General features: G+C 73.0%; 14 protein-coding genes. 12 read left to right on the top strand and 2 right to left on the bottom strand.

Features of this window, described 5'->3' with window-relative positions; translation table 11 throughout:
* Nucleotides 1–60: 60 nt before the first annotated feature.
* On the top strand, nucleotides 61–3,093 hold the full coding sequence (locus tag ACH4SE_RS15485) for a BREX system ATP-binding domain-containing protein (RefSeq protein ID WP_398543885.1): 3,033 nt from the start codon (nucleotides 61–63) through the stop codon (nucleotides 3,091–3,093).
* A gap of 90 nt (nucleotides 3,094–3,183) precedes the next feature.
* Here the strand turns inward: ACH4SE_RS15485 and ACH4SE_RS15480 are convergent, their stop codons facing one another.
* Nucleotides 3,184–4,404, bottom strand: a complete 1,221-nt coding sequence (locus ACH4SE_RS15480; protein ID WP_398543884.1) for a PQQ-dependent sugar dehydrogenase — start codon at nucleotides 4,402–4,404, stop codon at nucleotides 3,184–3,186.
* 142 nt (nucleotides 4,405–4,546) lie between these two features.
* Between ACH4SE_RS15480 and ACH4SE_RS15475 the strand changes: the two genes are divergently transcribed.
* The 6 genes from ACH4SE_RS15475 (at nucleotide 4,547) to serA (ending at nucleotide 14,354) form a co-directional block, all read left to right on the top strand.
* Nucleotides 4,547–5,515 (top strand): 2-hydroxyacid dehydrogenase, encoded by a 969-nt coding sequence (locus ACH4SE_RS15475; protein WP_398543883.1) that lies wholly within the window; start codon nucleotides 4,547–4,549, stop codon nucleotides 5,513–5,515.
* A gap of 326 nt (nucleotides 5,516–5,841) precedes the next feature.
* Nucleotides 5,842–8,691 (top strand): putative bifunctional diguanylate cyclase/phosphodiesterase, encoded by a 2,850-nt coding sequence (locus tag ACH4SE_RS15470; protein ID WP_398543882.1) that lies wholly within the window; start codon nucleotides 5,842–5,844, stop codon nucleotides 8,689–8,691.
* 219 nt (nucleotides 8,692–8,910) lie between these two features.
* Nucleotides 8,911–10,785 carry an acetolactate synthase large subunit gene (locus tag ACH4SE_RS15465; RefSeq protein WP_398543881.1) on the top strand — a complete coding sequence of 625 codons (1,875 nt, stop codon included), beginning with the start codon at nucleotides 8,911–8,913 and terminating at the stop codon, nucleotides 10,783–10,785.
* 35 nt (nucleotides 10,786–10,820) lie between these two features.
* Nucleotides 10,821–11,348, top strand: coding sequence for an acetolactate synthase small subunit (ilvN, locus tag ACH4SE_RS15460; RefSeq protein ID WP_398186926.1), 528 nt, complete (start codon nucleotides 10,821–10,823; stop codon nucleotides 11,346–11,348).
* 109 nt (nucleotides 11,349–11,457) lie between these two features.
* Nucleotides 11,458–12,456, top strand: a complete 999-nt coding sequence (gene ilvC / locus ACH4SE_RS15455) for a ketol-acid reductoisomerase (protein WP_398543880.1) — start codon at nucleotides 11,458–11,460, stop codon at nucleotides 12,454–12,456.
* A 305-nt stretch (nucleotides 12,457–12,761) separates the two neighbouring features.
* Nucleotides 12,762–14,354, top strand: a complete 1,593-nt coding sequence (gene serA / locus ACH4SE_RS15450; protein ID WP_398543879.1) for a phosphoglycerate dehydrogenase — start codon at nucleotides 12,762–12,764, stop codon at nucleotides 14,352–14,354.
* A 72-nt stretch (nucleotides 14,355–14,426) separates the two neighbouring features.
* On the opposite strand, the gene ACH4SE_RS15445 is transcribed toward serA, so the two are convergent.
* Complete coding sequence (locus tag ACH4SE_RS15445; RefSeq protein WP_398543878.1) at nucleotides 14,427–15,611, bottom strand: PucR family transcriptional regulator; 1,185 nt, start codon at nucleotides 15,609–15,611, stop codon at nucleotides 14,427–14,429.
* A 136-nt stretch (nucleotides 15,612–15,747) separates the two neighbouring features.
* Between ACH4SE_RS15445 and ACH4SE_RS15440 the strand changes: the two genes are divergently transcribed.
* The 5 genes from ACH4SE_RS15440 to cimA all read left to right on the top strand — a co-directional run bounded on the left by ACH4SE_RS15440 (nucleotide 15,748) and on the right by cimA (nucleotide 23,144).
* A complete protein-coding gene (locus ACH4SE_RS15440; RefSeq protein WP_398543877.1) occupies nucleotides 15,748–16,683 on the top strand; it encodes a proline dehydrogenase family protein in 936 nt (311 codons plus the stop codon).
* 28 nt (nucleotides 16,684–16,711) lie between these two features.
* Nucleotides 16,712–18,352, top strand: a complete 1,641-nt coding sequence (gene pruA / locus ACH4SE_RS15435) for an L-glutamate gamma-semialdehyde dehydrogenase (protein ID WP_398543876.1) — start codon at nucleotides 16,712–16,714, stop codon at nucleotides 18,350–18,352.
* A 506-nt stretch (nucleotides 18,353–18,858) separates the two neighbouring features.
* The gene (locus tag ACH4SE_RS15430; RefSeq protein ID WP_398543875.1) at nucleotides 18,859–19,902 is read left to right on the top strand and encodes a 3-isopropylmalate dehydrogenase; all 1,044 of its coding nucleotides are present in this window, start codon (nucleotides 18,859–18,861) and stop codon (nucleotides 19,900–19,902) included.
* A gap of 153 nt (nucleotides 19,903–20,055) precedes the next feature.
* A complete protein-coding gene (locus ACH4SE_RS15425; protein ID WP_398543874.1) occupies nucleotides 20,056–21,144 on the top strand; it encodes a branched-chain amino acid aminotransferase in 1,089 nt (362 codons plus the stop codon).
* 389 nt (nucleotides 21,145–21,533) lie between these two features.
* Nucleotides 21,534–23,144, top strand: coding sequence for a citramalate synthase (gene cimA / locus ACH4SE_RS15420; protein WP_398543873.1), 1,611 nt, complete (start codon nucleotides 21,534–21,536; stop codon nucleotides 23,142–23,144).
* The last annotated feature ends 68 nt before the right edge of the window (nucleotides 23,145–23,212 follow it).

Here is a 23,212-nt window from a genome sequence, read left to right as displayed (position 1 = left end):
GAGGGAGCGCGCAAAGTATTGGGTGTCGGCACCGCCCCCGGCCGTGACATGCTCGGGGGCGTGCAGACCCAGTCCTTCAGCCCCGTGTTCATCGGCCGGGACGCCGAGCTGACGCGGCTCGCCTCGGCGCTGGCGGCGGCGGACGCGGGCGAGTCGCAGGCCGTGCTGATCGGCGGCGAGGCCGGCGTCGGCAAGACGCGGCTGATGGAGGAGTTCCTGACCGCCGCGCGTGCGGCGGGGGCGGTCACCGCACTGGGCGCCTGCGTGGAGATCGGAGCGGAGGGCCTGCCCTTCGCCCCGGTGTCCGGCGCCCTGCGCGACCTCTACCGCCGGCTCGGGCCCGAGCTGACCGCCGCCGCGGCGGGCCAGCAGGCCGAGCTGGCGCGGCTGCTCCCGGAACTGGCGAGCCCGGACGGCGCCCCGCGGGACACCTACGACGAGGACGGCCGCGCCCGGCTGTTCGAGCTGACCGTCCGGCTCCTTGAGCGCCTGGGCGCCGACCGCACGCTGGTCGTGGTCGTCGAGGACCTGCACTGGGCCGACCGCTCCACCCGCGAACTGCTCGCGTACCTCTTCCGCTCGCTCCAGCGCTGCCGGGTGCTGGTCGCCGCGACGTACCGTGCGGACGACATCCACCGCCGGCACCCGCTGCGGCCCTTCCTCGCCGAGACCGACCGGCTGCGCCGCGTCGAGCGCCTGGAGCTGTCGCGCTTCACGCGCGCGGAGGTCCGCAGCCAGCTCACCGCGATCCTGCCGGCCGCGCCGGACGAGTCGGTCGTCGACCGGGTCTTCAAGCGCTCGGACGGCAACCCGTTCTTCGTCGAGGAGCTGGCGTGCTCGCTGGGGCTGGGCTGCGCGACGGGCCTGAGCGACTCCCTGCGCGATCTGCTGCTGGTCCGGGTGGAGGCGCTGCCGGAGGACGCCCAGCGGGTGGCGAAGTTCGTCGCCGAGGGCGGCAGCACGGTCGAGTACAAGCTGCTCGCGGCCGTGACCGGGCTGTGCGAGGACGACCTGCTGGACGTGCTGCGCACCGCCGTGGGCGCCAACATCCTGCTGCCCACCGACAGCGGTGAGGGCTACCGCTTCCGCCACTCCCTGGTACGGGAGGCGGTCGGCGACGACCTGCTGCCCGGCGAGCGCAGCCGTATCAACCGGCGGTACGCCGAGGCCGTCGAGGCCGATCCGTCGCTGGTGCCCGCGGACGAGCGGGCCGCGCGGCTGGCCAACTACTGGTACGCCGCCCACGACACCGGCCGGGCGCTGCCCGCGGCGCTCAGCGCCGCCGTCGAGGCGCGGCACCGGCACGCCTACGCCGAGCAGTACCGGCTGCTGGAACGCGCTCTCGAACTGTGGGACGACGCTCCCGCGGAGGTGCGCGCCGGACTGCGGCCCACCGACTACACCGAGGCGTATCCCCCCTGCGACTGCCCCACCGACCAGCCGCTGGACCTCGTCGACCTGCTCGCCGAGATCACCGTCGCCGCGCGTCTCAGCGGTGAGCAGGAGCGCTCCTACACGATGTCCAAGCGGGCGCTGCGGCTGCTGGAGCGCAGCGGCAGTCCCGACCCGCTGCGCGCCGCCTGGTTCTGGGCGCAGCGCGCCTACACGGCCGAGAACCTGGGGCGCAGCGACGGCTGGGAGGAGCTGGCCCGGGCCCGCGAGCTCGTCCGCGGCCTGCCGCCGTCGGCCACGCACGCCGAGGTGCTGGTGAAGATCGCCGGGTGGATCATGGTCCACAAGTCCGGTGCCGAGGGCACCGCCATCGCCGGCCAGGCCGCCGAACTGGCGAGGATCGCCGGGGCCCGCGACACCGAGCTGCACGCCCGCATCACCCTCGGCCTGCTCCAGGCCGACGCCGGTGACGTCGACGGAGGCATCGCCGTCGTCGAGGAGGTGCGCCGGCAGATCGCCGACCGGGCCGCCCCGCGGCTGATATCCCGCACGTACGGCAACCTGTCCTCCGCCCTGGAGGGCGCCGGCCGCTCCGCCGAGGCGGTCCTGGTCAGCCGCGAGGGCCAGGAGCGCGTCGCGGGACAGGTGGCCAACGCCACGAATTCCTGGCTGCTCGCCAACGAGGCCGAGTCGCTGCTCATGCAGGGCTCCCTCCGGGAGGCGGCGCCCAAGTTCACCGCCGCGCGCCGGGCCCAGGACGTCGAGGGCGGTGTGCTGTGCGCGGGCGTCGAGATGTTCCAGGGCTTCCTGGCGCTCATCGTCGGTGACGTCGAGGCCGCCGCGAACCACTACGCCTCCGCCTCCGAGGGCCTGCGCTACGACACCCAGCCGCAGCACCAGATCCCGCTGCGCGGCCTGGGCCTGCGGCTCGCCGCCGTGCAGGGCCGGTACGAGGAGGCGCGGCAGCGGCTGCTCGCCGCGATCGACGCCGGCTTCCCCAACGGCACCGCCCGCTACGCCTGGCCGCTGCTCGCCGACGGAGCCGCCGCCGAGGCCGACGGGCCGTGGCCGCTCACCGGCGACCCGGCCCGCGGGCACGTCCTGGAGCGCATCCGCGCCGCCCTCCGCGAGACCTCGCGGCCCGCGCCCGTCCACAAGGCCTACGCGCTGCGCGTCGAGGCCGAACTGGCCCGCGCGGAAGGGCGCCACGAGCCCGAGCTGTGGGCCGCCGCGGAGGCCGCCTTCGCGGCGGAGGAAAGGCCCGTGGAACTCGCCACGATGCGCTACCGGCACGCCGAGGCGCTGCTCGGCCGCGGGCCCGACACCCGCGAGGCCGCAGGCCGCCTGCTGGCCCTCGCGCACGAGGCGGCCGCCGCACTCGGGGCGAAGCCGCTCGCCGCGGACGTCGCCGCGCTCGCCGCGCGGGCCAGGCTGCCCCTCGACGGTCCCGCGCCCGCGGCCGCTGCGCCGGTGGAGCCCGCCGACCCGGTCGGGGCACTGGGCCTGACGGCCCGGGAGCGCGACGTGCTCCGGCTCGTCGCCGACGGGCGCACGAACCGGCAGATAGCGGAGGAGCTCTTCATCTCGCCGAAGACGGCGAGTGTCCACGTGTCGAACATCCTGGCCAAGCTCGCCGTCGCCACCCGCGGCGAGGCCGCCGCCCTCGCCCACCGCCTCCGCCTCTTCGCCCCCGCGGGGTGAGCGTTTCCGCTCCGGGCGGTCCCGTGCGGCAGGCACCGCGGCCGGCCCGCAGCGTCGCCGCCCCGCAAGGGGGCGGCCCGGAGCAGGAGTTCAGCTCACCGACACGCGCAGGACGCGGTCGTCGCCCGGCTTGGGCGTTCCCCGCCCGTCCGTGTTGCTCGTCGTCACGAGCAGGGTGTGGTCGTCCACGGCCACCACCGTGCGCAGCCGGCCGTACGTCCTGACGAAGAACGCCTGCGGCGCGGCCGCCGCCTTCGTCCCGTCGAGCGGGACGCGCCACAGCCGCTCGCCCTTGAGCGAGGCCACCCAGATGCAGCCCGCCGCGTAGGCGATGCCGCTGGGGGAGGCCTCGTCCGTGTGCCACTGCACGACGGGGTCGACGTACCCGGCGCGGTGCGCGACGCCCTCCACCACGGGCCAGCCGTAGTTCTTGCCGGGCTCGATGAGGTTGAGCTCGTCCCAGGTGTCCTGGCCGAACTCGGAGGCCCACAGGTGGCCTTCGGCGTCCCAGGCGAGGCCCTGGACGTTGCGGTGGCCGGGGGAGTAGACGAGGGAGCCGGAGACGGGGTTGTCCGGCGCGGGCTGCCCGTCGGGCGTCATCCGCAGGATCTTGCCGCCCAGCGAGGACATGTCCTGGGCGAGTCCGCGGTCGCCCGTCTCGCCGGTCCCGGCGTAGAGCATGCCGTCGGGGCCGAAGGCGATCCGCCCGCCGTTGTGGAGGGAGCCGGTGGGGATGCCGCGCAGGATCGTGTCGGGAGCGCCGAGCCGGTCGCCGGCCGAGCGCGCGGGGTCGTAGAGCATGCGCGCGATGCGGTTGTCGGAGTCGGTGCTGAAGTACGCGTAGACCAGGTGGTCGGTGCCGAAGTCGGGGGAGAGGGCGAGTCCGAGCAGGCCGTTCTCGCCGCCCTGGGTGTGGGTGACGCCGGGGACGGTGCCGGCCAGCGTGGTGGTGCCCTTCTCCGGGTCGACGAGACTGACCTTGCCGGTGTCGCGGGAGCCCACGAGCAGCGTGCCGTCGGCGAGCTGGGCGACGCCCCAGGGCGCGGTGAGTTTCGTGGCGACCGTGGCGTCCGCCTTCGCGCTGCCGGTGGCGGCCGCTGCGGGCTCGGTCGGCGTGGCCGGCGCGCTGGGCGCGGCGCCGGTGGTGGCGGCGGTGGACGCGGTCGGTGCGCCCGTGGTGCGCGGCGACAGCGAGGGCCGCATGCCCGGCGGTGTCCCGTCCGAGCACCCCCCGGCCAGCAGCGCGGCGGCCGCCGCCACCGCCGCCCCGCGCACGACCCCGCGCGCCCGTCGCCGACGCCCTGTGCTCACCGTCTGCCCTCGCAAATCGTCCGCCGTGATCATGGTCCCCCGTCCCGTCCCAGCCAAGCACACGGCCGGGCGCGCCGCCCCCAGAACGCCCCCACCCGCCGGGGCTCCCGGCAGCCCGGGGGCGTGCCCTAGCCTCCTGGCCATGAACGACTTCACCCAGGACCCCGCCGCGGGCCGGCGGCCGCAGGTGTGGCTGTCCCTGCCGCCGGACGAGATCGGCGGGCTGCCGGACACCCTCGACTACGTCCACTGGGACGGCACCGGGGACTTCCCCGCCGACCCGGCGGAGGCCGCCTTCTACGTCGTGCCCTACATGAAGGGCGCGACCGCGGGGGCGCTGCCGCTGCCGCACATGACGTCCGTGCAGGTGATCCAGACCCTGAGTGCCGGGGTGGACCACATCACGCCGCACCTGCGGGACCTCGCGCCGGGTGTGCGCCTGTGCAACGCGCGCGGGGTGCACGAGGCGAGCACCGCGGAGCTGACGCTCGCCCTCGTGCTGGCCTCGCTGCGCGGCATCCCGCGTTTCGTCCGCGGCCAGGACGCCGAGAAGTGGTACGGCGGCTTCTATCCCGCGCTGGCCGACCGCCGGGTGCTGATCGTCGGCTACGGCGCCATAGGAGCCGCCGTCGAGGACCGGCTGGTGCCCTTCGAGGTCGAGGTCACCCGGGTCGCGCGCACCGCCCGCAGTTCCCCGCGCGGCCCCGTGCACGCGCTGGCCGACCTGCCCGCGCTTCTGCCGCAGGCCGACGTCGTGGTGCTCACCACGCCGCTGACCGAGCAGACCAGGGGGCTCGCGGGCCCGAAGTTCCTGGCGGCGATGAAGGACGGCGCGCTGCTGGTGAACGTCGCGCGCGGCCCGGTCGTCGACACCGAGGCGCTGCTGGCGGAGACCGGGTCGGGCCGGCTGACGGCGGCGCTCGACGTCACCGACCCCGAGCCGCTGCCCGCCGGGCACCCGTTGTGGCACGCGCCCGGCGTCCTCGTCAGCCCGCACGTGGGCGGCAGCACGTCGGCGTTCCTGCCGCGCGCGCAGCGTTTGATCCGCGCCCAACTGGCCAGGTTCGCCAAGGGGGAGGAACTCGCGAACGTCGTCCACGTGACCGGCTGAGCGGGGCCGCCCACCGCGGAGCGGCACCGGCCGACTGCGGCGGGTGTGCGGCCGCCTCCTTGTGGTTACGCTCAGTAGAGAGACCCTATCGCTGAGTGACGATTCTGGTGTATCGTCCCGAAGCGGGGGCGCCGCGCGCAGCAGACGGCCGCGGTGAGGGAACGACGAGCGAGGTAAGGGGGGCGACGGGCGATGGACGGACCGAGGCGGTTCCCCGGCGGGCACACCCAGCGCACCGCACGACCCGGCCGGCCGCGCGCCGGACGTCCGCTGTGCCCCGTGCACCGGCGGCGCCCGGCGGAGGCCCCGGCGTACGGGACACCGAGGTGACCACCACCGGCGCGGTGCTCGCCGGAACCCGGCCGCGCCCCGGCGGCGGGCTGCTGCCGCAGATCCTGCTGGGCCTGGCGTGCGCGGGCTACACCACCGGGGCGGTGCTCGGCTGGGGCAGCGGCGGGGTGGCCGCCTTCATGGGCGACTTCGGGCTGTCGGCCGCCGCCGCGACCGCCGCCGTCTCGATGCTGCTGTACGCCCGCCGGTGCGGCCCCGGGCACCGCGCGGCGTGGGTGCTCTTCGCGGTGTCCTCACTGATGGCCGCGCTCGGCAACGCGGTGTGGGGCTGGTACGAGGTGGTGCTCTGCCGCCCGGTCCCGCAGACCTCGCCCGCCGACTTCTGCTTCCTGCTCTTCGCGCCGCCCGCCGTGATCGGTCTGCTGGTGCTCGCCAAGCGGCCGGTGACGAAGGCCGGCTGGATCTGCCTGGGCCTGGACACCTGGCTCATCGGCGGCTCGCTGGTCACCCTGTCCTGGAGCCTCGCGCTCGCCCGCGCCGCCACCTACGACGGCCCGAGCACCGCCAAGGTCGCGCTGTCGCTCGCCTACCCGCTGCTGGACATCGTGCTGGTGAGCATGGTGCTGGCGCTGCACTTCCGCCGCTCCGCCGCCAACCGCGCGGCCGTCAACACCGCGCTCGCCGCGCTCGCGCTCACGGTGCTGTGCGACGCGCTGTTCACCTCGCCGCTGCTGCGCGAGCACTACCAATCCGGCCAGATCCTGGACGCCGGCTGGTTCGCCGGCAGCATGCTCATGGCCTACGCGCCCTGGGTCGGCCGCCGCGACCTGCCGCTGCTGCGGCCGAGCGTCACCACCCGCCGGGTGACGGGCTCGCTCGCCGCCCTCACCCCGTACCTGGCCGCGGGCGTCTGCACCCTCGGCATCCTCTACGACATGATCACCGGCGAGAAGTGCGACAAGGTCGTGCTGCTCACCGGCACCACGGTGGTCCTCGCCCTGGTGGTCCGGCAGGCCATCATGCTGCTGGACAACATCGCGCTGACGCAGGAGCTGGCGCAGAAGGAGAACCACTTCCGCTCCCTGGTGCAGGGGTCCAGCGACGTCATCATGATCGCCGCCCCCACGGGGGTGCTGCGCTACGTCAGCCCCGCCTCGGCGGGCGTCTACGGGCGCGATCCGGAGGAGATGGTCGGCACCGAGCTGTCCGCCCACATCCACCCCGACGACCTGGGCCGGGTCGTGCACGAGGTGCGCCGCTTCCTCGCCGCCCCGCCCGGCGAGGAGTCCGCCACCCGCATCGAGTGCCGCATCCGGTCCGGCCGCCGCGGCGGCCCGCACGGCGGCGAGGACGGCTGGCTCAACGTGGAGTCCAGCGTCACCCGCTACCAGGGCGGCCTGATCTTCAACAGCCGCGACGTCACCGAACGCGTCCGCCTCCAGGCCCAGCTGCAGCACAACGCCTCGCACGACCCGCTCACCGACCTGCCCAACCGCTCCCTCTTCCTGGACCGGGTCGGCAAGGCGCTGGCCGGGCGCCGCCCCGGCGACGAGCGGGTCGCGGTGCTCTACGTCGACCTCGACGGCTTCAAGGCCGTCAACGACTCCATCGGCCACCAGGCCGGCGACCACCTGCTCACCCAGGCCGCCCGCCGGCTCCAGGGGGCGCTGCGCGCGGGCGACACCGCCGCCAGGCTCGGCGGCGACGAGTTCGCCGTCCTGGTGTGCGGCGCCGACGAGGAGAAGGCCGCCGAGATCGCCGAGCGGCTGCGCGCCGCCCTGTGCGAGCCCTACCGGGTGGACGGCGGCGAGGTACGGGTCGGCGCGAGCATCGGCATCGCCTTCGGTGAGCCCGGGGGCTCCGCGGGGGAGCTGATGCGCGACGCCGACCTGGCGATGTACCGCGCCAAGCAGGCCGGCAAGGGGCGCGTCGAGGTCTACGCCCCGCAGCTGCGCACGGCCGCCGTGCGCCGCACCGAGATGGCCACCCGGCTGCACCGGGCACTGCACGACGGCGAGTTCACGCTGCTGCACCAGCCGGTCGTGGAGCTGTCAGGCGGCCGTATCGCGGGCGTCGAGGCGCAGGCGCGCTGGCGCTCCTCGCAGGGCATCCTCTTCACCCCCGCGGAGTTCCTGCAGGCCGCCGAGGACACCGACCGCACCGCGGAGCTGGGCCGCTGGCAGCTGGAGCAGGCCGTCGCCCAGGCCGCGCTGCGGTACGGGGCCGGCCACCGGGTGCCCGTCACCGTCAAGCTGTCCGCGCTGCGGCTGCTGCACCGCGACCTGCCCCCCGGCGCCGTCGAGGGCCTGCTGGAGCGGTACGGGCTGCCGCCCGGCGCCCTGGTCGTGGAGCTGACCGGCGGCGCCCCCGGCGTCGCGCTGGACGAGCTGGAGCGGCGGCTGCGGCAGCTGCGCCGCACCGGTGTGCGGATCGCGCTCGGCGGCTTCGGCACCGGCCACGCCGCCCTCGGCGCGCTGCGCACCCTCCCGGTGGACGCCGTCAAGCTGGACCGGGTCTTCGTCGAGGGCGTGGCCGACTCCCCACGGCTGCGGGCGATCACCCGCGGCCTGCTGCGGATGGCCGCCGACCTCGGGCTGCGGACGGTCGCCGACGGGGTGGACCGGCCGGAGCAGGTGCACGCGCTGCGCGAGATGGGCTGCGGCCAGGGCCAGGGCATGGCCTTCTCCGGGCTGCTCGACGAGCACCGGCTGCGCGGCTCGCTGACGCGCGGCGGCTACCCTCTGCCGGGTGATCCGGGCCACCGCGGCGGTCCCGACGGACCCCGCCCCGTACCGCAGGAAACCGCACGTGAGCAGGTTGCGCAGCGCACCGTGCAGCTGCCGTCCTGCCGATCACATAGTGAGACGCGTGTCCCACCCGCTTGACACCCCCAGGGGGGCCGGAGGAAGGTCGAGGCCATGCGCACCCGAATTCTCGTACTTGGAAAGCGCGTCGGCTGACCGAGGCATCATCGCCTCGCACTCGCACCGGCGCGCTCCCCTCGCTTGCCTCACGGCACGAGGGGTTTTTTGTTGTCCGGCAACCGGCCGACGCGCCCACCGCCCCCACTTCACCACCCTCATCTTCGAGAGAAGAGAACGCAGATGACCGAGCAGGCCACCGGGTCCCACCATCCGCAGCCGCGGACCCGCACCGCGGCTCCCGCCGCCTCCCCCGCCGAGCGCATGACGGGTGCGCAGGCGCTCATCCGCTCCCTCGAGGCCGTAGGCGTCGACACCGTGTTCGGCATCCCGGGCGGTGCCATCCTGCCGGCGTACGACCCGCTGATGGACTCCTCCAAGGTCCGCCACGTCCTGGTCCGGCACGAGCAGGGTGCGGGGCACGCGGCCACCGGTTACGCGCAGGCCACCGGCCGGGTCGGGGTGTGCATGGCGACCTCGGGGCCGGGCGCGACCAACCTGGTCACGCCGATCGCCGACGCGCACATGGACTCGGTGCCGATCGTCGCCATCACCGGCCAGGTCGCGTCGAAGTCCATCGGCACCGACGCGTTCCAGGAAGCGGACATCTGCGGCATCACCATGCCGATCACCAAGCACAACTTCCTGGTGACCGACCCCGCCGACATCCCGCACACCATCGCCGAGGCCTTCCACATCGCCGCGACCGGCCGCCCCGGCCCGGTCCTGGTCGACATCGCCAAGGACGCGCTGCAGAACCTGACGACCTTCTCCTGGCCGCCGCAGCAGGACCTGCCCGGCTACCGCCCGGTGACCAAGCCGCACGCCAAGCAGATCCGCGAGGCCGCCCGGCTGATCAACGAGGCCCGCCGCCCGGTCTTCTACGTCGGCGGCGGCGTGGTCAAGGCGCACGCCACGGCCGAGCTGAAGATCCTCGCCGAGCTGACCGGCGCCCCGGTCACCACGACCCTGATGGCGCTCGGCGCCTTCCCCGACAGCCACCCGCAGCACGTCGGCATGCCCGGCATGCACGGCGACGTGTCGGCGGTGACCGCGCTGCAGAAGTCGGACCTGATCGTCGCGCTCGGCGCCCGCTTCGACGACCGCGTCACGGGCCGGCTGGACACCTTCGCGCCCAACGCCAAGGTCGTCCACGCCGACATCGACCCGGCCGAGATCTCCAAGAACCGGGTCGCCGACGTGCCGATCGTCGGTGACGCCCGCGAGGTGCTGGCCGACCTGATCGTGGCCGTCCAGGCCGAGCACGACGCCGGTCACAAGGGCGACTACACCGAGTGGTGGAACCACCTGAACTTCTGGCGCAACACCTACCCGCTCGGCTACGACGTCCCCGCGGACGGCAGCCTCGCCCCGCAGCAGGTCATCGAGCGGATCGGGCAGCTCGCCCCGGAGGGCACGCTCTTCGCCGCGGGCGTCGGCCAGCACCAGATGTGGGCCGCGCAGTTCATCAAGTACGAGCAGCCGGGCACGTGGTTCAACTCCGGCGGCGCCGGCACCATGGGCTACGCCGTTCCGGCCGCGATGGGCGCCAAGGCCGGCCGGCCGGACGCCACCGTGTGGGCGATCGACGGCGACGGCTGCTTCCAGATGACCAACCAGGAACTGGTCACCTGCGCGCTCAACGGCATCCCGATCAAGGTCGCCGTCATCAACAACGGCGCCCTGGGCATGGTCCGCCAGTGGCAGAACCTGTTCTACGGCGAGCGCTTCTCCAACACCGTGCTGCACGCCGGTGCCGAGCACGTCCCCGGTTCCACCCAGGGCGTCGGCTCCATCACCAACCGCGGCACCCGCGTCCCGGACTTCGTGAAGCTCGCCGACGCCATGGGCTGCGTGGGCCTGCGCTGCGAGTCCGCCGAGGACCTGGACAAGGTCATCGCCGAGGCCAACGCGATCAACGACCGGCCCGTCGTCGTCGACTTCATCGTCCACGAGGACGCCATGGTCTGGCCCATGGTCGCGGCCGGCACCTCCAACGACGAGATCATGGCGGCGCGCGACGTGCGTCCCGATTTCAGCGACGACCTCGACGACTGACCGCGCGGAAGAGCGAGAGAAGGAAGCACGAAGACATGTCCAAGCACACGCTCTCCGTCCTGGTGGAGAACAAGCCGGGCGTCCTGGCCAGGATCACCGCCCTGTTCTCCCGCCGCGGCTTCAACATCGACTCCCTGGCCGTCGGCACCACCGAGCACCCGGACATCTCCCGGATCACCATCGTCGTCAACGTCATCGACGAACTGCCGCTGGAACAGGTGACGAAGCAGCTCAACAAGCTGGTCAACGTCCTGAAGATCGTCGAGCTGGACCCGGCCGCGGCGGTCGCACGCGAACTCGTCCTGGTGAAGGTGCGCGCCGACAACGAGACGCGCTCCCAGATCGTCGAGATCGTCCAGCTCTTCCGCGCCAAGACCGTGGACGTCTCGCCCGAGGCGGTCACCGTCGAGGCCACCGGATCGGCCGACAAGCTGGAGGCCATGCTCAAGATGCTGGAGCCGTTCGGTATCAAGGAGCTGGTCCAGTCCGGCACCATCGCCATCGGCCGCGGGGCCCGGTCCATCACCGACCGCTCGCTGCGCGCGCTGGACCGTTCGGCGTAGCGCCCGGCGCCTTCCCGCGCTCGCCGATCCGCATGGCGAGACCCGACAACCCGTATCCGCCCGCCCGACGTACGGTGGGCCGCACAACCCGAAACAAGGAGAACCCCAAGTGGCCGAGCTGTTCTACGACGACGACGCCGACCTGTCCATCATCCAGGGCCGCAAGGTCGCGGTCATCGGCTACGGCAGCCAGGGCCACGCCCACGCGCTGTCGCTGCGCGACTCGGGTGTGGACGTGCGCGTCGGCCTGCACGAGGGCTCGAAGTCGAAGACGGTTGCCGAGGAGCAGGGCCTGAAGGTGCTGCCGGTCGCCGAGGCCGCCGCCGAGGCCGACGTCATCATGATCCTGGTGCCGGACCCGATCCAGGCCCGGGTCTACGAGGAGTCCATCAAGGACAACCTCAAGGACGGCGACGCCCTCTTCTTCGGCCACGGCCTGAACATCCGCTACGGCTTCATCAAGCCGCCGGCCGGTGTCGACGTGTGCATGGTCGCCCCCAAGGGCCCCGGCCACCTGGTGCGCCGCCAGTACGAGGAGGGCCGCGGCGTCCCGTGCATCGCGGCCGTCGAGCAGGACGCGACCGGCAAGGGCTTCGCGCTCGCGCTGTCGTACGCCAAGGGCATCGGCGGCACCCGCGCCGGCGTCATCAAGACCACCTTCACCGAGGAGACCGAGACCGACCTCTTCGGCGAGCAGGCGGTGCTGTGCGGCGGCACCTCCGCGCTGGTCAAGGCGGGCTTCGAGACCCTGGTCGAGGCCGGCTACCAGCCGGAGATCGCGTACTTCGAGTGCCTGCACGAGCTCAAGCTCATCGTGGACCTGATGTACGAGGGCGGCCTGGAGAAGATGCGCTGGTCGGTCTCCGAGACCGCCGAGTGGGGCGACTACGTCACCGGCCCGCGCATCATCACCGACGCCACCAAGGCGGAGATGAAGAAGGTCCTCGCCGAGATCCAGGACGGCACCTTCGCCAACAACTGGATCGCCGAGTACAACGCCGGCCTGCCGAAGTACAACGAGTACAAGAAGGCCGACGAGGACCACCTGCTGGAGACCACCGGCAAGAAGCTGCGCAAGCTCATGAGCTGGGTGGACGAGGAGGCGTAAGGCCCCCGCGCGGCCGCCCGCCGCGCACCCCGGTTGCGTCGCTTCGTGGCGTCCGCACGGTGCACCGTGCACCGTGCACCGGTGGCTGACCGCCATCTGGTACGCACTTTGTACGAAGCGACGCAACCCCTCCGGGTGATCCTTCCATTTCGGCGAAGGCGCGCGATCGCCCCGCCGATACACTGCTCCGACAAGCGCGTTCAGGCTCACAGCGTCGTGCGTCTTCCACGCGGCAAGCCCCCCGAAACCTCCCTGGTAGCGGTCGTACGGGACTCGGCCGCCCACGAAGGACAAGTGAGGACCACGTGAGCCAGAAGCCTGTCGTACTCATCGCAGAAGAGCTGTCGCCGGCCACGGTGGACGCGCTCGGGCCGGACTTCGAGATCCGGCACTGCAACGGTGCCGACCGAGCCGAACTGCTTCCCGCGATCGCCGACGTGGACGCGATCCTGATCCGCAGCGCCACCAAGGTGGACGCCGAGGCCATCGCCGCCGCCCGCAAACTCCGGGTCGTCGCCCGCGCCGGTGTCGGCCTGGACAACGTCGACGTCTCCGCCGCCACCAAAGCCGGCGTCATGGTCGTCAACGCGCCGACCTCCAACATCGTCACCGCCGCCGAGCTGGCCTGCGGTCTGCTGATCGCCACCGCCCGCAACATCCCGCCGGCCAACGCCGCGCTGAAGAACGGCGAGTGGAAGCGCAACAAGTACACCGGCGTCGAGCTGAGCGAGAAGACGCTCGGCGTGGTGGGCCTCGGCCGCATCGGCGTCCTGGTGGCGCAGCGCATGTCGGCCTTCGGGATGAACGTCGTCGCCTACGACCCCTACGTGCAGCCCGCGCGCGCCGCCCAGATGGGCGTCAAGCTGCTGACGCTGGACGAGCTGCTGGAGCAGTCCGACTTCATCACCGTGCACCTGCCCAAGACGCCGGAGACCCTCGGGCTCATCGGCGACGAGGCGCTGCACAAGGTCAAGCCCTCGGTCCGGATCGTCAACGCCGCCCGCGGCGGCATCGTCGATGAGGAGGCCCTGGCCTCGGCCCTCAAGGAGGGCCGGGTCGCGGGCGCGGGCCTGGACGTCTTCGCCAAGGAGCCGTGCACCGACTCGCCGCTCTTCCAGTTCGACAACGTCGTGGCCACCCCGCACCTGGGCGCCTCCACCGACGAGGCGCAGGAGAAGGCCGGTATCGCCGTCGCGAAGTCGGTGCGCCTGGCGCTCGCCGGCGAGCTGGTCCCGGACGCGGTCAACGTCCAGGGCGGTGTCATCGCCGAGGACGTCAAGCCCGCGCTGCCGCTGGCCGAGAAGCTCGGCCGGATCTTCACCGCGCTGGCCGGCGAGGTCGCCGCCCGGCTCGACGTCGAGGTCTGCGGCGAGGTCACCCAGCACGACGTGAAGATCCTCGAACTGAGCGCGCTCAAGGGTGTCTTCGAGGACGTCGTCGACGAGACCGTCAGCTACGTCAACGCGCCGCTGTTCGCGCAGGAGCGCGGTGTCGAGGTGCGGCTGACCACCAGCTCGGAGTCGCCCAACCACCGCAACGTGGTGACCGTGCGCGGCACGCTCGCCGACGGCACGGCCGTCGCGGTGTCCGGCACGCTGGCCGGCCCCAAGCACCTGCAGAAGATCGTCGCCGTGGACGACAACGACGTGGACCTCGCGCTCGCCGACCACATGGCCTTCCTGCGCTACACCGACCGCCCCGGTGTCGTCGGCACCATCGGCCGCATCCTCGGTGAGGTCGGTGTCAACATCGCCGGCATGCAGGTCGCCCGCTCCACGGCCGGTGGCGACGCGCTGGTCGCCCTCACCGTCGACTCGACGATCCCGGCGGGCGTGCTCACCGACATCGCCGGCGAGATCGGCGCCACCTCGGCCCGTGCGGTCAACCTGACGGACTGAGCCTTCGGCACGTCCCCGGCGCCGCCCCCTCGCACCGAGGGGGCGGCGCCGCGGCGTTCCCCGGGCGGAACGTCACAGCCGGGCGGCCTTGAGCGCCATGTGCAGCAGCAGCCGGGCCTCGCCGTCCGCGAGGTCGAGACCGGTGAGCTGCTCGATCCGGGAGAGCCGGTAGTACAGCGTCTGCCGGTGGATGGCGAGCGCGGTGGCCGTCCGCCCGGCCTGGCCGGCGTGGTCGAGGAAGACCTCGGCGGTGTGCGCCAGCTCCTGGTGGTCCGGGGTGAGCAGCGGCGCGACCGCGGGGTCCGGAGGCGTCCCGGTGGGCAGCGCGGTGAGCAGCCGGTAGGGGCCGAGCGTCGACCACTTCGCGATCGGGCCCAGCTCGGGCTGCGCGTGCGCGGCCCGCGCCGCCGACGTGGCCTCGCGCCAGGCCGCGGGAAGCTCGCCCAGCGTGCCGCGCGGCGCGCCGATCCCGGCCACCGCGCCGGGCGATCCCACCGCGTCGAGCAGCCGGGCCGCGGCCGTCCGGGCCGGGCCCAGCACCTCCCGGGCGCGCAGCCGCACCAGCAGCGCGACCAGCTCGCCGCGCCCCCGCTCCGGCACCCGGGCCAGCGCCGCGCCCGACGGGACGGTCCGCAGCCCCGGCAGCGCGCCCGGGGTCTCCCCGGCGGGCGCGCGGACGCACACCAGCGCGTGCGGCTCGTCCGCGTCGCGGTCCAGGGCCAGCCGCAGCGCGTCCTCGGCGGTGTCCCGGTCGGCGCGCCCGGAGGCGGTCAGCAGCGCGCGCAGCGCCCGCCCGGTCTCGGCCCCGGCCAGCGACATCGCGGCGAGCCGCTCGCCGATCCGGCCGGCCACCGCCATCGCGGCGGACAGCTGGGCGGGGGAGTGCTCGGCCTCGTCCAGCAGCCACACGTAGCCGTAGACGAACCCGGCGTGCCGCACGGGCAGGCACAGCCGTCCGCGCACCACGCCCGCGTCGGGGGCGGCGGGGATGCGGAGCGGGCCGGTGGCGCGCGCGATGCCGAACCGCTCGAACCACGCGCGCACCTCCGCGGTGGAGTGGCGGGTCAGGATGGAGCGGGTGCGCACGGGGTCGAGCGCCGCCGCGTCCTCGCTGTCGTGCACCCCGAAGGCGATCAGCCGGAAGTCCCGGTCCTCCAGCGTGGCGGGGGCGCCGAGCAGCGCCGACACCTCGTCGACCAGGTCCTGGAGATCGCTGTGGTCCCCGTACTCAGCTCGCACCCGGCCATTGTCCCTCATACATCTGTATGAGGGACGGCGGGGCGATGCGTGACAGCTGTCGATGGCCGGGCGGGCGGGCGAGGCCTAGATTTCACGGTGTCGGAGCCTGTCCGCCGACGATCCTGCTGTTCCGGACGTGTTCTGGAGGACACCCGTGTTCGGTCCCGTGTTGCTCGCCGCCTCGCGCAGCGACCGCATGCGCCGCGTCGTCGCCGCCGCGCCCGTCACCCGCCCGGTCGTGAACCGCTTCGTCGCCGGCGACGCCCTGCACCCCGCCCTCGACACCGTGCGCGCCCTCACCGCGAGCGGCCTGGACGTCACCCTCGACCACCTCGGCGAGGACGTCACCGACCGGGCCACCGCCACCGCGACCCGTGACGCCTACCTGCGTCTGCTGGAGACGCTGCGCGACGAGCGGCTCGGCGCCCGCGCCGAGGTCTCGGTCAAGCTGTCCGCCTTCGGCCAGGCCCTTCCCGACGGCGGCCACGACATCGCGCTCGCGGGTGTCCGGGCCGTCGCCGAACTGGCCTCCGAGACCGGAACCACGGTGACGCTGGACATGGAGGACCACACCACCGTGGACTCCACGCTCGCGATCCTCGCCGAGCTGCGCAAGGAGCACCCGGGCACCGGCGCGGTCCTGCAGTCCTACCTCTTCCGCACCGAGGAGGACGCCCGCGCGCTCGCCGTCGCCGGCTCCCGGGTGCGGCTGGTCAAGGGCGCCTACAAGGAGCCGGCCCGGGTCGCCTTCCAGAACAAGCGGGACGTCGACAAGGCGTACGTCCGCGCGCTGCGCACGCTCTTCGCCGGCGACGGCTACCCGATGGTCGGCTCGCACGACCCGCGCATGATCGCCATCGCCCAGGAGTTCGCCGCACGCCACGGCCGCGCCCCCGGCACGTACGAGTTCCAGATGCTCTACGGCATCCGCACCGCCGAGCAGCGGCGGCTCGCGGACGAAGGGGAACGTATGCGGATCTATGTGCCGTACGGCGCAGACTGGTACGGATACTTCATGCGCCGCCTCGCCGAGCGCCCCGCCAACCTGGCCTTCTTCCTGCGCTCCTTCGCCCCCGCCGCCGGCCGCTGACGGCCCGACCCCCCGAGGAGACACTCCCATGGACGCCGTGACCCAGGTCCCCGCCCCGGTCAACGAGCCGGTGCACACCTACGCCCCCGGCAGCCCCGAGCGGGCCCGTCTGGAGGCCAGGCTCAAGGAGCTGGCCGCGCACCCCGCCGAGCTGCCGATGACCATCGGCGGCACCGAGCGGATGGGCGGCGGCGAGCGCTTCGACGTCGTGCAGCCGCACAACCACGCGCAGGTCCTGGGCACCTACGCCAACGCCACGGAACAGGACGCGCGCGACGCGATCGACGCCGCCCTGGCCGCGGCCCCGGCCTGGCGCGCGCTGCCCTTCGACGAGCGCGCCGCGGTCTTCCTGCGCGCCGCCGAGCTGATGTCCGGCCCCTGGCGGGAGACGCTGGTCGCCTCCACCATGCTCGGCCAGTCCAAGACCGTGCAGCAGGCGGAGATCGACAGCCCCTGCGAACTCGTCGACTTCTGGCGCTTCAACGTCCACTACGCCCGGCAGATCCTCGCCGAGCAGCCGGTCGTCAACGCGCCCGGCGTGTGGAACCGGCTGGACCACCGGCCGCTGGAGGGCTTCGTCTACGCGATCACACCCTTCAACTTCACCGCCATCGCCGGCAACCTGCCCACCGCGCCCGCCCTCATGGGCAACGTCGTGGTGTGGAAGCCGTCGCCCACACAGACCCACTCGGCGGTGCAGGTCATGCGGGTGCTGCGGGAGGCCGGCCTGCCCGACGGCGTCATCAACCTGGTGACCGGCGACGGCCTGGCGGTCTCCGAGGTCGCGCTGCCGCACCCGATGCTGGCCGGCATCCACTTCACCGGCTCCACCCGGACCTTCCGGCACCTGTGGCGCACGGTCGGCGAGAACATCGAGCGCTACCGCTCCTACCCGCGGATCGTCGGCGAGACCGGCGGCAAGGACTTCCTGGTCGCACACCCCTCCGCGGATCCGGCGGTGCTCAGGACGGCGCTGACGCGCGGCGCCTTCGAGTACCAGGGCCAGAAGTGCTCGGCGACCTCGCGCGCGTACATCCCGCGCTCGATCTGGGAGTCCGGCTTCAAGGAGGACTTCGCGGCCGAGGTCGACGGCATCACGATGGGCGACGTCACCGACCTGTCCAACTTCGTCGGCGCCCTCATCGACGAGCGGGCCTTCGCCAAGAACAAGGCCGCCATCGACCGCGCCAAGGCCGACCCGACGATCGAGGTCGTCGCGGGCGGCACGTACGACGACTCGGTGGGCTGGTTCGTCCGCCCGACCGTGCTCGCCTGCACCGACCCGGGCAACGAGGTCTTCACGCAGGAGTACTTCGGCCCGGTGCTCGCCGTGCACGTCTACGACGACGGTGAGGAAGGGGCCTACGAGGCGATGCTGGACCAGATGGAGTCCGTCGCCGACTACGCCCTGACCGGGTCGGTCATCGCCCGGGACCGGACCGCGGTGACGTACACGACCGAGCGGCTGCGGGACGCGGCGGGCAACTTCTACGTCAACGACAAGTCGACCGGTGCCGTCGTCGGTCAGCAGCCCTTCGGCGGCGGCCGCGCCTCGGGCACCAACGACAAGGCGGGCGCGGCGCAGAACCTGATGCGCTGGACGTCCACCCGGGCCATCAAGGAGGCCCTGGCGCCGCCCACGGACTACCGCTACCCGCACATGGGCTGACGGCGGGCGCCGCGGGCGCTCCCCGACGATCACCCGTTCGCGACCACCGGGTCCGCGAACGGGTGATCGTCTGTCTCAGATAGTAGGAAGTCCGAGTAATTGTGGCGACAGGACGAGCAGGCTGTCCTAGCTTTGTAGGAAGCGAGACGTCTCGCCCATCCGGCGAGCGGCGGAAGTGCGTCCAGCAGGCCACCCGAGCGGGTCACCCCCGCGGCCGGACCCCCGCCCCGTTCCGCGTCCTCCTCGCAGTACCGCGGCACCTCCGCCCGTTCCTCCCGCTTTCTTCCAGGAGTTGATCCCTCATGGACGACACCGCCCGCCAGAACGCCCTGCGCGCCCTCCAGCGCAGCCTGGACCGCCGTGACAACGGCGGCAGCACCGGCCACGAGAACGACTGATCCCACTCCCTGCCGGGGCCGCGCGCCCCTGACCGGGCCGCCGTCCACCGATGTCCGACATGCGGACATCGGATGTCACCGGCTGGGATGGGGAGTACGGTTCCGGACATGTCTCGAAGCCTCAGCCTCGCAGTGATCCCCGGTGACGGAATCGGCCAGGAAGTGGTCGCCGAGGGCCTCAAGGTCCTCTCCGCCGTCCTTCCCTCCGACACCAAGCTGGAGACGAAGGAGTTCGACTTCGGCGCCAAGCGGTATCACGCCACCGGGCAGACCCTCACCGACGAGGACCTGGAGCAGCTCAAGCAGCACGACGCGATCCTGCTGGGCGCGATCGGCGACCCGTCCGTGCCCTCGGGCGTGCTGGAGCGCGGCTTCCTGCTCAAACTGCGCTTCGCCTTCGACCACCACGTGAACCTGCGCCCGAGCAAGCTCTACCCGGGTGTCGGCACCCCCCTCGCGGGCAGCCCGCAGATCGACTTCGTCGTCGTCCGCGAGGGCACCGAAGGCCCCTACACCGGCAACGGCGGGGTGATCCGCACCGGCACCCCGCACGAGGTCGCCACCGAGGTCAGCCTCAACACCGCGTTCGGCATCGAGCGCGTGGTGCGCGACGCGTACGACCGGGCGCAGGCCCGCCCGCGCAAGAAGCTCACGCTGGTGCACAAGAACAACGTGCTCGTGCACGCCGGCCACCTGTGGACCCGGATCTTCGAGCAGGTCGGCCGGGAGTACCCCGAGGTCAGCACCGACTACCTGCACGTCGACGCCGCGACCATCTTCCTGGTCACCCAGCCCGAGCGCTTCGACGTCATCGTCACCGACAACCTCTTCGGCGACATCATCACCGACCTCGCCGCGGCCGTCTCCGGCGGCATCGGCGTCGCCGCGAGCGGCAACATCAACCCCGGCCGTGAGTTCCCGTCGATGTTCGAGCCGGTCCACGGCTCGGCCCCGGACATCGCCGGCCAGTCCAAGGCCGACCCGACCGCGACCGTGCTGTCCGTGGCGCTGCTGCTGCGCCACCTCGGCTACGACGCGGAGGCCGACCGGATCGACGCCGCCGTCCAGGCCGATCTCGCCGAGCGCACCGGCGGCCCCGCCCGCTCCACGGTCGAGATCGGCGACGCGCTGGCCGCCCGGGTTTCCGGCTGACCCGGCACCGCAGGTAGGTACCCGGCCCCGCCACTGCGATAATCGGAGGCGGGGCCGCGTTACGGCCTGGAACTTGGACGTCCTAGCAAATGGGGCGCCACAGGTGGCAGCGGACACGGCAGCAGAACACGACGCACCTGAAGGACACACACCATGACGACGCCCACGATCGAGCTGAAGCCGTCCGCGCACCCGCTGCCCGTCGCCGAGCGCGACGCGATCCTGGCCGACCCCGGCTTCGGCCGCCACTTCACCGACCACATGGTCACCATCAAGTGGACCGAGGGCCGCGGCTGGCACGACGCGCAGCTGGTGCCGTACGCGCCGCTGTCGATCGAGCCCGCGAACATGACGCTGCACTACGCGCAGACCATCTTCGAGGGCCTCAAGGCCTACCGGCAGCCCGACGGGACCGTCGCCACCTTCCGCCCGGAGGCCAACGCCGAGCGCTTCCGGGCCTCCGCCCGCCGGCTGGCCATGCCCGAGCTGCCCGTGGAGACCTTCATCGAGGCCTGCGACGTGCTCGTCCGGCAGGACCGCGGCTGGGTCCCCAGCGCCGGTGAGGCCTCCCTGTACCTGCGGCCCTTCATGTTCGCCACCGAGGTCGGCCTCGGTGTCCGCCCCGCCAACGAGTACCTCTTCGTCGTCATCGCCTCCCCGGCCGGTGCGTACTTCTCCGGCGGTGTCCAGCCCGTCTCCGTGTGGCTCTCCGAGGAGTACGTCCGCGCCGCCCCCGGCGGCACCGGCGCCGCCAAGACCGGCGGCAACTACGCGGCCTCCCTCGTCGCCCAGGCCCAGGCCACAGAGCACGGCTGCGACCAGGTGGTGTGGCTCGACGCGATCGAGCGCCGCTGGATCGAGGAGATGGGCGGCATGAACCTGTACTTCGTGTACGGCAACCGCATCGTCACCCCGGAGCTGAGCGGCTCCCTGCTCCCGGGCATCACCCGCGACTCGCTGCTGCGCATCGCCGCGGACCTCGGCTACGAGGTGGCCGAGGGCCGTATCGGCGTCGACGACTGGCGCAGCCACAACGAGGACGGCAGCCTCACGGAGGTCTTCGCCTGCGGCACGGCCGCGGTCATCACGCCGGTCGGCTCGGTGAAGTCCACCCGGGCCGACTGGGTCGTCGCGGACGGGACCCCCGGCGAGGTCACCATGCGGCTGCGTGCCGCGCTCCTCGACATCCAGACCGGCCAGGCCCCCGACCCCCACGGCTGGATGCACCCGCTCGGCGCGTGACCGCCCCCGCCCCGCGGCGGCGGGTCGCCCGGGGGCGCGGTTCCCCGCGTCCCCGGCGCACCGCCCCGCTCGGCGCAGGCGCCCGCATGGTGAGATCCCGTCCCGCGGAGCGGCGGGGTTGTGCAACACTGACCGCGTGCATCTCGCCGTCATTATTGGCAGCAAGCACGCCGGTCCGCAGTGACGTTGCCCTGACCCCAGTGGAACGTCACCGTGTCCCAGACCCGCGTGCAGACCTCTCGCATCCGCGAGAGGTTTTTTCGTTTCCGGACCACCCGCGCCGGAGGCGGAAACGCACGGGGATGATGGGGGCAAGTGGAGCTGGATCCGCCCGGGGCCGGAGCCCCGGGCGGTAACCCACTCACCACCCGACAGGAGTTTCTCAAGCCATGACTGCCGCACCGCACGACAGCTTCCACGTGTTCGACACCACGCTGCGCGACGGCGCCCAGCGTGAGGGGATCAACCTCACCGTCGCCGACAAGCTGACGATCGCCCGGCACCTGGACGACTTCGGGGTGGGGTTCATCGAGGGCGGCTGGCCCGGGGCGAACCCACGGGACACCGAATTCTTCGCACGAGCCGCCCAGGAGCTGGACCTCGAACACGCCACCCTGGTGGCGTTCGGCGCGACCCGCCGGGCGGGTGGGAAGGCCGCGGACGACCCGCAGGTCAAGGCGCTGCTCGACTCGGGGGCGCCGGTGATCACGCTCGTCGCCAAATCGCACGACCGGCACGTCGAGCTGGCGCTGCGCACGACGCTGGACGAGAACCTGGCGATGGTCTCCGACACCGTCTCCCACCTGGTGGCGCAGGGGCGCAGGGTGTTCGTCGACTGCGAGCACTTCTTCGACGGCTACCGCGCCAACGCCGAGTACGCCACCGCGGTCGTACGGGCCGCGCACGAGGCGGGCGCGTCCGTGGTCGTCCTGTGCGACACCAACGGCGGGATGCTGCCCGCGCAGGTGCAGGCCGTCACCGGACTGGTGCTCGCCGACACCGGCGCGCGGCTCGGCATCCACGCGCAGGACGACGGCGGCTGCGCGGTCGCCAACACCCTTGCCGCGGTCGACGCCGGTGCCACGCACGTGCAGTGCACCGCCAACGGCTACGGCGAACGGGTCGGCAACGCCAACCTCTTCCCCGTCGTCGCGGCGCTGGAGCTCAAGCACGGCCGCCGGGTGCTGCCCGAGGGCGCGCTCGCGAAGATGACCAGCATCTCGCACGCCATCGCCGAGGCCGTCAACCTGCCGCCGTCCACGCACCAGCCGTACGTGGGGGTCTCGGCGTTCGCGCACAAGGCGGGCCTGCACGCCTCGGCGATCAAGGTGGACCCGGACCTCTACCAGCACATCGACCCCGAGCTGGTCGGCAACACCATGCGGATGCTGGTGTCCGACATGGCCGGCCGCGCCTCGATCGAGCTCAAGGGCCGCGAGCTGGGCATCGACCTCGGCGAGGACCGCGAGCTGGTGGGCCGGGTGGTGGCGCGTGTCAAGGAGCGCGAGCTGCAGGGCTACACGTACGAGGCCGCGGACGCGTCCTTCGCGCTGCTGCTGCGCGGCGAGATGGACCGCACGGTGGACGGCGGGCCGCGGCGCTTCTTCCGCACCGAGTCCTGGCGGGTCATCACCGAGGACCGTCCCGACGGCGTGCACGCCAACGAGGCGACGGTCAAGCTGTGGGCCAAGGGGGAGCGGATCGTCGCGACCGCCGAGGGCAACGGCCCGGTCAACGCGCTGGACAGGGCGCTGCTGAAGGCGCTGGAGCGGATCTACCCCAAGCTCGCCGAGTTCGCGCTCGTCGACTACAAGGTCCGCATCCTGGAGGGCACCCGCGGTACCGACTCCACGACGCGCGTGCTGATCACGACCACGGACGGCGAGTTCGAGTGGTCCTCGGTGGGCGTCGCGGACAACGTCATCGCCGCGAGCTGGCAGGCGCTGGACGACGCCTACGCCTACGGGCTGCTGCGGGCCGGGCTCGAACCGCAGGAGTGAGGCGGGCGGCGGGGCGGGCGCCGGGCATCCGGCGGCCCGCCCCGCGCGCGTCAGCACCCGGCGGGAGC

The organism is Streptomyces sp. NPDC020983, from assembly GCF_044333485.1.
Classification (GTDB): domain Bacteria; phylum Actinomycetota; class Actinomycetes; order Streptomycetales; family Streptomycetaceae; genus Actinacidiphila.
Note: the sequence above shows the minus strand (reverse complement) of the source record. Positions and strands in the feature narration are given on the sequence as shown.